At 62.2% G+C, this 11,314-nt stretch carries 11 protein-coding genes; 10 read left to right on the top strand and 1 reads right to left on the bottom strand.

The annotated features are described in order from the left end of the window. Positions 1-64: 64 nt before the first annotated feature. The 8 genes from EJ066_RS10980 (at position 65) to EJ066_RS11015 (ending at position 8,465) form a co-directional block, all read left to right on the top strand. The gene (locus EJ066_RS10980) at positions 65-1,057 is read left to right on the top strand and encodes a PhoH family protein (RefSeq protein WP_348629307.1); all 993 of its coding nucleotides are present in this window, start codon (positions 65-67) and stop codon (positions 1,055-1,057) included. Between the two features lie 119 nt (positions 1,058-1,176). Further along, positions 1,177-1,683, top strand: a complete 507-nt coding sequence (ybeY, locus tag EJ066_RS10985; protein WP_126037615.1) for an rRNA maturation RNase YbeY — start codon at positions 1,177-1,179, stop codon at positions 1,681-1,683. 27 nt (positions 1,684-1,710) lie between these two features. Continuing rightward, positions 1,711-2,784, top strand: coding sequence for a hemolysin family protein (locus EJ066_RS10990; RefSeq protein WP_126037619.1), 1,074 nt, complete (start codon positions 1,711-1,713; stop codon positions 2,782-2,784). 67 nt (positions 2,785-2,851) lie between these two features. Then, entirely contained in the window at positions 2,852-3,682 is an 831-nt protein-coding gene (locus EJ066_RS10995) for an alpha/beta hydrolase (protein ID WP_126037621.1), read from the top strand. Between the two features lie 244 nt (positions 3,683-3,926). Next, complete coding sequence (gene lnt, locus EJ066_RS11000) at positions 3,927-5,519, top strand: apolipoprotein N-acyltransferase (protein ID WP_126037624.1); 1,593 nt, start codon at positions 3,927-3,929, stop codon at positions 5,517-5,519. Between the two features lie 139 nt (positions 5,520-5,658). Further along, positions 5,659-6,078 carry a helix-turn-helix transcriptional regulator gene (locus EJ066_RS11005; RefSeq protein ID WP_126043823.1) on the top strand — a complete coding sequence of 140 codons (420 nt, stop codon included), beginning with the start codon at positions 5,659-5,661 and terminating at the stop codon, positions 6,076-6,078. Positions 6,079-6,432: 354 nt separating this feature from the next. Beyond that, the gene (gene metK, locus EJ066_RS11010; RefSeq protein ID WP_126037627.1) at positions 6,433-7,722 is read left to right on the top strand and encodes a methionine adenosyltransferase; all 1,290 of its coding nucleotides are present in this window, start codon (positions 6,433-6,435) and stop codon (positions 7,720-7,722) included. A 41-nt stretch (positions 7,723-7,763) separates the two neighbouring features. Continuing rightward, positions 7,764-8,465, top strand: a complete 702-nt coding sequence (locus EJ066_RS11015; protein WP_126037630.1) for a tRNA (guanosine(46)-N(7))-methyltransferase TrmB — start codon at positions 7,764-7,766, stop codon at positions 8,463-8,465. 74 nt (positions 8,466-8,539) lie between these two features. On the opposite strand, the gene EJ066_RS11020 is transcribed toward EJ066_RS11015, so the two are convergent. Beyond that, positions 8,540-8,704: a hypothetical protein gene (locus EJ066_RS11020; protein WP_126037633.1), complete on the bottom strand. Its 165-nt coding sequence runs from the start codon at positions 8,702-8,704 to the stop codon at positions 8,540-8,542. A gap of 303 nt (positions 8,705-9,007) precedes the next feature. Here EJ066_RS11020 and rimP point away from each other — a divergent pair, with 303 nt between their 5' ends. Together rimP and nusA are read left to right on the top strand one after the other, a co-directional pair. Continuing rightward, on the top strand, positions 9,008-9,652 hold the full coding sequence (rimP, locus tag EJ066_RS11025) for a ribosome maturation factor RimP (RefSeq protein ID WP_126037638.1): 645 nt from the start codon (positions 9,008-9,010) through the stop codon (positions 9,650-9,652). Positions 9,653-9,700: 48 nt separating this feature from the next. Continuing rightward, complete coding sequence (nusA, locus tag EJ066_RS11030; protein ID WP_126037642.1) at positions 9,701-11,296, top strand: transcription termination factor NusA; 1,596 nt, start codon at positions 9,701-9,703, stop codon at positions 11,294-11,296. Positions 11,297-11,314: the final 18 nt, after the last annotated feature.

Raw genomic sequence — 11,314 nt, forward strand, 5'->3', positions numbered from 1 at the left:
GAGACGGTTGAGCGCTGCGGAAGTGAAGAACCTGCCCCAGAATCTACCATCGGGGGCTTCGGATATGGCGCACATCGTTCTGACTTTCGACAACAACAAGCTTGCCAGCGCCCTTTATGGCCAGTTCGACGAGAATCTGGCCAGGCTCGAGCAGAAGCTTGGCGTCGATATCCGCTCGCGCGGCAACCAGCTGACCATCAAGGGCTCCGCCTCGGCCGCCGAGCAGGCGCGCCGCGCCCTGGACAATCTCTACGGCATTCTCCAGAAAGGCGCCGACATCGGTCAGTCGGACGTCGACGGCGCCGTGCGCATGGCGATTGCCGCCGACGACCAGCTGACGCTGCCGACGCTGGAGCGCAAGGGCAAGGTGTCCGCCGCCCAGATATCGACGCGCAAGAAGACGATCTATGCGCGTTCGCTCAACCAGGACGCCTACATGCGCGCGCTGGAGCGGTCCGAGCTTGTCTTCGGCATCGGCCCGGCCGGCACGGGAAAGACCTTCCTGGCGGTGGCGCATGCGGCGATGCTGCTCGAACGCGGCATGGTCGAGCGCATCGTGCTGTCGCGGCCGGCCGTCGAGGCCGGCGAGCGGCTTGGCTTCCTGCCCGGCGACATGAAGGAGAAGGTCGATCCCTATCTGCGGCCGCTCTACGACGCGCTTTACGAGATGATGCCGGCCGACAAGGTCGAACGGGCGATTTCCGCCGAGGTGATCGAGATCGCGCCGCTGGCCTTCATGCGCGGCCGCACGCTGGCGCATGCCGCCGTCATCCTCGATGAGGCGCAGAACACCACGCCGATGCAGATGAAGATGTTCCTGACCCGCCTCGGCGAGAACTCGCGCATGATCGTCACCGGCGATCCGACCCAGATCGACCTGCCGCAAAACACCAAATCCGGCCTTGTCGAGGCGCTCAGGATTCTCGACGGCGTCACCGGCATGGTGACGGTCCGCTTCAACGAAGGCGACGTCGTCAGGCATCCGCTGGTCGCCGAGATCGTCAAGGCCTACGACCGCGACGGCAAGCTGGCCCGGGGCCTGGACGCCGAAGGCTAGAACCATCGGACCCAAAGGTTGGAAACCGGTTTTGGGAAATCCGATGCTCAAACAAAAAGATAGGGCGGTGGCACGGTACGATGCCAAAGTCCGCCGCTCTGATGTGACGATGCGGCCTCATGGCTGAGGACAGAGAGTCTGGCGGCGGGGGTTTTCCGGTCCCCGTCGACATCGATATGGCGGTCGAAGCGGGCGACTGGCCCGATGAGGCTGCGCTGATGCGGCTGGTCGATCGCGCGGTTGGCGCTGCTTTTGCCGAAACCGGCGTAATCGGCCGTTCCGAACTGAGCATCGTCTTTTCAGACGATGCTCATATCCGCAGCCTCAATGCCGGCTGGCGCGGCAAGGACAAACCGACCAACGTCCTGTCTTTCCCGGCCTTTCCGCCCGCAAAGGGCGGTCCGTTGCCGCCCATGCTGGGCGACATCGTGCTGGCCGCCGAAACGATCGCGCGGGAAGCCGCACTGGAAGACAAGCCCGTCGACAACCATATCACCCATCTCGTCATCCACGGCCTGCTGCATTTGCTGGGTTACGATCACGAGACCGACGCCGAGGCCGAGGAAATGGAAGCCGTCGAACGCTCAGCACTTGCGAGGCTTGCCATTCCCGATCCCTACGCGTAACTAAAAAGATCAAATGACCGGACGACGATGAACGACAAACCAGAGACTGCCGCCCGCCCAGACGCCGGCAGTGCGACCAAGCCATCCGAACAGACGGAAGAGGGCTCGAGTCCGAGTACCACGACCGGCAGCTTCGCCAGCGAGCCATCGCCTGCCGGTCCTTCCCTGTTCGATCGCGTGCTCGGCCTGTTCAGGCAACGCAACGGCACCAGCCTGCGCGAGGAGATCGCCGACGCGCTTGCCGAAACGGCGAGCGATGCCGGATCCTTCTCGCCGGGCGAACGGGCCATGCTCAACAACATCCTGCGCCTGCGCGAGGTGCGCGTCGAGGACGTGATGGTGCCGCGCGCCGACATCGAGGCGGTCGAGATCACGACGAACCTGGGCGATCTTCTGGGACTGTTCGAGCAATCCGGCCATTCCCGCATGCCGGTTTATTCGGAGACGCTCGACGACCCGCGCGGCATGGTCCACATCCGCGACGTGCTCGCCCACATCACCAAGACCGCCCGCGTCAGGAAGGGCAGGACGACCAGGAAGACCGCGGCCGCCACGCTTCTCGATCTTGCCAAGGTCGATCTCGCGCGCACCATCGGCGACCTGAATCTGATCCGCCCGGTGCTTTTCGTGCCGCCGTCGATGCTCGCCTCCGATCTCATGGGGCGGATGCAGGCGATGCGCACCCAGATGGCGCTGGTCATCGACGAATATGGCGGCACGGATGGTCTGGCTTCGCTCGAGGATATCGTCGAGATGGTGGTCGGCGACATCGAGGACGAGCATGACGACGACGAGCCGATGATCACCCAGACCGGCGAAGGCGTGTTCGTCGTCGACGGCAAGGCCGAGATCGACGAAGTCGCCAAGATGATCGGCGAGGACTTCGCCGCCGGCGAGCACGGCGAATATGTCGATACGATCGGCGGCATGATCTTCAACACGCTTGGCCGTGTTCCGGCCCGCGGCGAAGTGGTGCAGGCCATACCTGGCTTCGAATTCCATGTGCTGGACGCCGACCCGCGCCGGGTCAAGCGCGTGCGCATCGTCGAGACCCCGAAGGGCGAGCGCCGCCGGCGCGCCGTCCGCGCCGAGCAGGTTTGAAAGACGCGGCTCGCCCGATGCGAGCCAATTCGTCTGGACGCTGCCCGGCGTACTGGTAGAATATCTGATGTCATGGAAACTCGATGAGACCGTGGAAACGTCTGCGGGCGCTGTGGCAGCGGGTCGATCCGGTAGCGGGCCTGCGCTTGTGCTGGCCCACGGCTGGCCGTGGTCTTCGTTCTCGTGGCATCGGATTATTCCGGACCTCGCAAGGCGCTATCGTGTCCATTGGTACGATATGCCCGGATACGGGCGATCCGACAAAGCAGCGGAGCAGCGCACCTCACTCGACGTGCAAGGACAAGTATTCGCCGAGATGCTTGCGCATTGGGACCTTGAGCAGCCGATGATCGTTGCCCATGATTTCGGCGGAGCGACGACGTTGCGGGCACATCTGCTGCACGGCTGCGACTTCGAGCGGTATGTTCTGATGAACGTCGTCGCCATGCGCCCGTGGGGATCGGAGTTCTTCGATCATGTCGGTCGCCACGTGGATGCCTTTCTGGGCCTGCCGCCGCATATCCACAGAGCGGTCGTGGAAGCCTATATCAAGGGGGCGATCGTAAATGATATCGATTCCGGGGATTTCGAGAAGCTTGTCGAGCCGTGGCTCGCCGAGGAGGGACGAGGAAGCTTCTATCGGCAATTCGCCCAAGCTGACGAAAAGTATACCGCCGAAGTCGAGCCGGCGTTCGGGGATATTCGGTGTCCGGTGAAGATAGTCTGGGGCAAGGACGATCCATGGATTCCGCTGGAGCGAGGCCAAGCGCTTCATGCGCTGATCCCGCAGGCATCGTTCGAAACACTGCCTGGCGTCGGTCACTTACCTCAGCTCGAAGCTCCGGGTCTCGTTCTGGAGCGGCTGAACGCATTTCTGTCACGCGACGGCGAAGACTGACGGATCGAACTTGGAAGGGGGAAGTCTTTCCCAGGCTTATTAACGCGCCTACGGTCGACCGCCAGTGGCAATGCGCGATGCAAGAAGCCAGTCCTGAACACAAGGGCGCAGCCATGCTTTCGGTCATCGCCATGGTCGTCGGGTCGTTGCCCGTTCGCAAATTTCGCCCGTTGGCTGGTGCGTGGCCGTACGGACCGCGGCCTGATAAATCTTCTGCTGTGATTCGCACGACTTGGAAGCATTGATGCAGCGCCTGGCCGGCCGGATAATTCTGCTATGGGGTTGGCGACGCGCGCTTGTGGCGTTTCTTGCCGGGGCGCTGGCGGTTCTTGCCCAGGCGCCTTACGATTTCTTCGCCGCCTGTTTCGTTTCGTTTCCGCTTCTGGTCTGGCTCCTCGACGGCGCGACCGGTGAAGCCTCCGATGGCTGGTTCCGGCGCCTGCGCCCGGCCTTCGTCATCGGCTGGTGGTTCGGCTTCGGCTATTTTCTCGCCGGCCTGTGGTGGATCGGCTCGGCACTTCTGGTCGAGGCCGACAGTTTTGCCTGGGCGCTTCCCTTCGCAGTGGTCGGAATTCCGCTGGCGCTTGCCTTTTTCTACGGCATCGCGACAGCGGTTGCCCGGCTGCTGTGGAGCAACGATATCGGCCGCATCGCTGCCCTTGCCTTCGGCTTTGGCCTAGCGGAATGGCTGCGCGACTTTCTGTTCACCGGCTTTCCCTGGAATGCGGTCGGCTACGCGGCGATGCCGGTGCCCTTGCTGATGCAGAGCGTGTCGGTGACCGGCATGGTCGGCATGAACGCGCTGGCGGTCTTCATCTTTGCACTGCCGGCCCTGCTTGCCGCGCACCGACATGTCCGCCTAGGGGCTGCACTGCTTGTCGTTCTCGTCCCGGCCCATGTCGGCTTCGGCTATATCAGGCTTGCTGCTGCGGAGAAGCCGGCGGAGCGCAGCCTCGATGTCCGCATCGTGCAGCCGGCAGTCGACCTCTCGGAGAAGTGGGACGCTTCGGTGCGCGACCGCATCTTCGCCACCATGATGGGGCTCTCGGCCAAGACGCCGGAACCTGGCCATGGCAAGCCGCAATTGATCCTGTGGCCCGAAACCTCCGTGCCGTTTCTTTTCACCGAGCGTCCCGATGCGCTGACTGCGCTGGGAGAGATGCTTGGCGACGGCCAGATGCTGATAGCCGGTGTCGTCCGGGAGGAGGGCGGCTCGGCGGCAAATGCCGGCACGCGGTACTACAATTCCGTGGTGGCAATCGACGACAGGGGTGAAATCATCGACGCCGTCGACAAGGTTCATCTGGTGCCCTTTGGCGAATATCTGCCTTTCACCGACCTGCTTGGCCGCTTCGGGCTCGAACAGCTCGTCGCCGGGCCGATGACTTTCGCGGCGGGCAATGAGCGGCATCCGATCGCGCTGCTCGGTGGTATCCGCGCCCTTCCGTTCATTTGCTATGAAGTCATCTTCCCCGATCTGGTGACAGTTGACGCAGCGTCAGCTGAGATTATTGTCAATGTCACGAACGACGCGTGGTTTGGTGACACGCCGGGTCCATACCAGCATTTCAGGCAGGCGCAGATTCGTGCGGTGGAGAACGGGGTGCCCTTGTTGCGCGCAGCCAATAACGGCATTTCCGCTGTAGTCGATCCGCGCGGACGCATCCTCGATGCACTGGCGATCGACGCACGCGGAGCCATCGATGCCCATGTACCGATCTCCAATCAAGCCATTGTCTCCTCCGGTCAAAGACGCGTTAACGGACTGCTGATCATGTTGGCGCTTGCCTTGGCCTCGTTCACATTGAATGTAAGGCAAAGGCTACGGGTGAATTGACAGTCGACACATTAGAAACTCATACTGTAAGCGCCTGAAATTTCTCGAAGTCGGTACGTCGTTCTGTTGGGGCACTGGCCGCCGGCGTTGTTTGGGCAAGAAAAAACACAAAAAGCCGGAAAAATTCGGCGAGGAAAAAATGACAGAAGAGAACAAGAAGAAACCGAATCCTATCGACATCCATGTCGGAAGTCGCATCAGGCTTCGCCGCAATATGTTGGGAATGAGTCAGGAGAAGCTGGGAGAGAACCTCGGTATTACGTTTCAGCAGATCCAGAAATACGAAAAGGGGACCAATCGCGTCGGCGCCAGCCGTTTACAGGCAATCGCCTCGATACTCGGCGCGCCCGTCGCTTTCTTTTTCGAGGACGCGCCGGGCCAGGAGGCTGTGGGTAACCGTGGATTTGCCGAGGATGCATCGATGGCTTTTGCCGTCGAATTCTGCGGCAGTCCTGAAGGTCTTCAACTCAACCGGGCCTTCGTCAAGATCGCCGACGTAAAGATACGTCGCAAGATCATCGAGCTTGTGAAGGCGCTCTCCGCCGACGAAGTCGATTGACCGGGCCGATTTTTGTAGGCCGTTGAGAAGTCGAAAATGACGGATCCGTCGTAGCGGCACGCAAAATTCTCGTGATTTCGCGCATCGTGGAATTTGCATTCCGTGGGCACGCCCAAGAAGGGATCGATTTTGCTCGACGCCCGTCCTCAAAGTCCTTTTCATTTGAGGGTTAGAGTTAAGCACACTGGCGGCATCCTGCCGCTGGTCACAGAGGTAGCCGGTCACAGTGGTACAAGATAATAGCGCGATTTTCGCGCCAGAACGGCAGCATCGCTTGACGAGCGGCGCCCGGCACCGCTAACACGTGGCGCGCCAATCGGCAGCTTGCCGATATTTTTTCAAGAGGGGACACCCGTGACGCGGCAAAATTACCTATTCACCTCGGAATCCGTTGCCGAGGGTCATCCCGACAAGGTCTGCGACCGCATCTCCGACGAGATCGTCGATCTGGTCTATCGCGAGGCCAGAAAAGCCGGCATGGACCCCTGGAAGGTCCGCGTCGCCTGCGAAACGCTGGCGACCACGAATCGCGTGGTCATCGCCGGCGAGGTGCGCGTGCCCGAGACCCTGCTGAAGAAAGACAAGGCCGGCAACATCCTGATGGATGCCGCCGGTCATCCGCTCGTCAATCCGGCGAAGTTCAAGTCGGCCGCCCGCAAGGCGATCCGCGAAATTGGCTACGAACAGCCCGGTTTCCACTGGAAGACGGCAAAGATCGAGGTTCTGCTGCACGGCCAGTCGCCGGATATCGGTCAGGGCGTCGACAATGCCTCCGACCGGCAAGGCGAGGAAGGGGCCGGCGACCAGGGCATCATGTTCGGTTATGCCTGCCGCGAGACACCGGATCTGATGCCGGCGCCGATCTACTACAGCCACAAGATCCTCGAACTGCTGGCCGCCGCGCGCCACGAAGGCAATGGCGATGCCGGCCGGCTCGGCCCGGATGCCAAGAGCCAGGTCACCGTCCGCTATATCGACGGCAAGGCGGCCGAAGTGACCCAAATCGTGCTGTCCACTCAGCACCTTGACGCGGACTGGGATTCGAAGAAGGTCCGAAAGGTCGTCGAACCCTATATCCGCGAGGCACTGGGTGAGCTGAAGATCGCCGACAGCTGCAACTGGTACATCAACCCCACGGGCAAGTTCGTCATCGGCGGGCCCGACGGCGACGCCGGCCTGACCGGCCGCAAGATCATCGTCGATACTTACGGCGGTGCTGCGCCCCACGGTGGCGGTGCTTTTTCCGGCAAGGACACCACCAAGGTCGACCGTTCCGCAGCCTATGCTGCACGCTACCTCGCCAAGAACGTCGTGGCGGCCAAGCTCGCCGATCGCTGCACCATCCAGCTTTCCTATGCCATCGGTGTTGCCCAACCGCTGTCGGTCTATGTCGACCTGCACGGCACCGGCAAGGTCGACGAGGCAAAGCTCGAGCAAGCGCTGCGCACCGTGATGGACCTGTCGCCGTCCGGTATTCGTCGTCACCTCGATCTCAACAAGCCGATCTATGCCAAGACGTCGTCTTATGGCCATTTCGGCCGCAAGGCCGGCCGCGACGGGTCCTTCTCCTGGGAAAGGACCGACCTGGCCAAGGCGCTCAAGGAAGCTCTCGCCGAAGCGACCGCCGAAGCAGTCGCCGCCTAACCGCGGCGCCCATGGGTCCGAAAGAAGTGGATCCGAAAGACATGGATCCGACAGACCGGCCAAGCCGCGCGACCGAAGCGTTTTTCGGTCGCCGGCGCGGCAAGGCCATCCGTCCGCAGCAGGCGGCGGCGCTGGAAAGCGGCTTCAGCACCTACCAACTCGATCTGACGGCTGGACCGCCGGCCGAAATGCGCAGCCTGTTCGAAGCGGATGTCCGCGGCGTTCATCTCGAAATTGGTTTCGGCGGCGGCGAGCACCTGCTGCATCGGGCGACGACGGCTCCTGAAACCGGTTTTGTCGGCGTCGAGCCTTTCGTCAACGGCATGGCCAAGCTGATGATGGCGGTCAGGAAACAGCCGCTTGCCAATCTTCGGGTCTATGACGACGACGCCACGCGCCTGCTCGACTGGCTTCCGCAAGCCTCGCTCGATGGTATCGACCTTCTCTATCCCGATCCCTGGCCGAAGAAGAAGCACTGGAAGCGCCGCTTTGTCAGCCCGGTCAATCTCGACCGTTTCGCGCGTGTCTTGAAGTCAGGCGGAAAATTCCGCTTTGCGTCCGATATCGATAGCTATGTGAACTGGACGCTGCTGCACTGCCGGGCGCATGATGCGTTTGCGTGGCAAGCTGAAGAGGCGGCCGACTGGCATCGGCCCTATGAGGGTTGGCCGGGTACGCGCTACGAGGCGAAGGCCGTTCGCGAAGGCCGGCGGCCAGCCTATCTTACCTTCGTCCGAAGATAGGCATTTTTCGACAGCACGCATCGCGCGCTTTGCCATAGACGAGGACTGGAAACATCCCGCGTCGTTCGTCAGGCCTAGAAGCGGCCGATCTTTTCGAAGGCAGCCGGATCCATGCCGAGATTGCGCAGATCGTGCGCCCGCGGCTTGCGGCCGGCTTCGACGGCCCGCGACGCGGCGACGGCGCTGCCGAACACGGTGAAGAAATCGCCGATGGTGGAGAAAACCTTGCGGTTGGCCATGATTATGCCTTTCCTCTGCTGCGATGCGTAATTGAATTTGTGCAGCGCAATATAGGTAGGTGCGTATTCGCTGCTATCACAGGGACGTTGGCGCATGGCCGCCATGCGCCCCGTGCAACGCTGCCGCCTCCGGCACTTTCGCCTGGCTCTGCATGCGGACTGTCGATAGCGGACTTGAAACGACGACCGCGATCGTCTATATCAGCCTCAAATTCTTGGTCGGTATGGCGAAGAGTGGGTCCACCCGGTCCCGCTCTTTTTTATTACCTGTCGACCGCCCACGAAACGAGCGACAGTGATCGAATGACAACAACGGCAAGCGATGGCGACGACCGCATCATCCGCGAAAGCGGCATCGATGCGCGCATCGCATTGATCGTGCAGCCGGTATTGCGTGCCATCGGCTTCCGCCTCGTCAGGGTGCATCTGTCGGGCCAGAACGGGCTGACGCTGCAGATCATGGCCGAGCGCGAAGACGGCACCATGACCGTCGAGGATTGCGAAGAGGTCAGCCGGGCGGTGTCGCCGGCGCTCGATGTAGATGATCCGATCGAAAAGGCGTATCATCTCGAAGTGTCGTCGCCCGGTATCGACCGGCCGCTGGTCCGTAAGTCGGATTTTGCGGCCTGGACGGGCCATCTGGTGAAGATGGAAACGTCGGTCCTTGTCGCCGACCGCAAGCGCTTCAAGGGCAAGATCGGCGAGAGCGATGCGGACGGCGTGCTGATCGAGCGCGACAAGGCCGCCTATGGCGAGGAGCCGGCGGTGCGCGTACCCTACGAGGCGATTGCAGAAGCGCGGCTGATCCTGACCGACGACCTCATCCGCGATGCACTGTCGAAGGACAACAGGGCGCGCAAGGAAGCCAGGAAACGCCGCGGCGAACCCGAAGACGCGCCAGAGGGCGGGGAAGCGGGCGTGGAAGACGAAACCGAACAGGAAATGTGATTGGGCTGCCGGGCGCAAAGGCTCGGCAACAAGCTCGGGAGAAAAAAGATGGTTGTAAGCGCCAACAGGCTTGAACTGCTGCAGATCGCCGACGCGGTCGCGCGCGAAAAGTCGATCGACAAGTCGATCGTCATTGCCGCCATGGCCGATGCGATCCAGAAGGCGGCGCGCTCGCGCTATGGCCAGGAAACCAACATCCGTGCCGACATCAATCCGAATACCGGCGAGATGAAGCTGCAGCGGCTGATGGAAGTGGTCGAGAACGTCGACGACTATGCGACGCAGATCGCCATTTCCTCGGCGCGTGAGCGCAATCCCGACGCCCAGCTCGGCGACTTCATTGCCGAACAGCTGCCGCCGATGGATTTCGGCCGCATCGCCGCCCAGTCGGCCAAGCAGGTCATCGTGCAGAAGGTGCGCGAGGCCGAGCGTGACCGCCAGTATGACGAATACAAGGACCGCATCGGCGAGATCGTCAACGGCACCGTCAAGCGCGTCGAATATGGCAATGTCATCGTCGACCTCGGCCGCGGCGAGGCGATCATCCGCCGCGACGAGCTGATCCCGCGCGAAAACTACAAATATGGCGATCGCGTCCGCGCCTACGTCTATGACGTGCGCCGCGAGCAGCGCGGTCCGCAGATCTTCCTGTCGCGCACCCATCCGCAGTTCATGGCGAAGCTGTTCACGATGGAAGTGCCGGAAATCTACGACGGCATCATCGAGATCAAGTCGGTCGCCCGTGATCCGGGTTCGCGCGCCAAGATTGCCGTCATCTCGCGTGACAGTTCCATCGATCCGGTCGGCGCCTGCGTCGGCATGCGCGGCAGCCGCGTTCAGGCAGTGGTCGGCGAATTGCAGGGCGAGAAGATCGATATCATTCCGTGGTCGCCTTCGGCCGCTTCCTTCATCGTCAATGCGCTGCAGCCGGCGGAAGTCGCCAAGGTCGTCCTCGACGAGGATGCCGAGCGCATCGAGGTGGTGGTGCCGGACGACCAGCTCTCGCTGGCCATCGGCCGGCGCGGCCAGAACGTACGGCTTGCCTCGCAGCTCACCGGCTGGGATATCGATATTCTGACCGAGCAGGAAGAGAGCGAGCGGCGCCAGAAGGAGTTCGTCGAGCGCTCGGCGCTGTTCATGGACGCGCTCAACGTCGACGAGATGGTCGGCCAGGTGCTCGCCTCCGAAGGCTTCACCAGCGTCGAGGAAGTCGCTTATGTCGACGCCGACGAGATCGCGTCGATCGACGGCTTCGACGAGGACACCGCCTCGGAAATCCAGGCTCGAGCCCGCGAATATCTGGAGAAGATCGAAGCCGAGCACGACGAGAAGCGCAAGGCGCTGGGCGTCGAGGACGAGTTGCGCGAGATTCCCGGCGTGACCACCGCCATGATGGTGACGCTCGGCGAAGACGGCGTGAAGACGATCGAGGATTTCGCCGGCTATGCGGCCGACGACCTGACCGGCTGGAAGGAACGCAAGGACGGCGAGACGAAGGTGTTCCCCGGTGTGCTCGCCAATCACGGCGTGTCGCGCGCCGATGCCGAGCAGATGGTTCTTGCTGCCCGTCTCAAGGCCGGCTGGATCACCGAAGACGAGCTTGCAGCCGAAGACGTGCCGGCTGACGAAGCCGTTGGTGCGTGAGGTGAAACCGCATCGCAC

Origin of the sequence: Mesorhizobium sp. M9A.F.Ca.ET.002.03.1.2 (genome assembly GCF_003952365.1) — a bacterium.
In the GTDB taxonomy this organism is placed as follows: Bacteria; Pseudomonadota; Alphaproteobacteria; order Rhizobiales; family Rhizobiaceae; genus Mesorhizobium.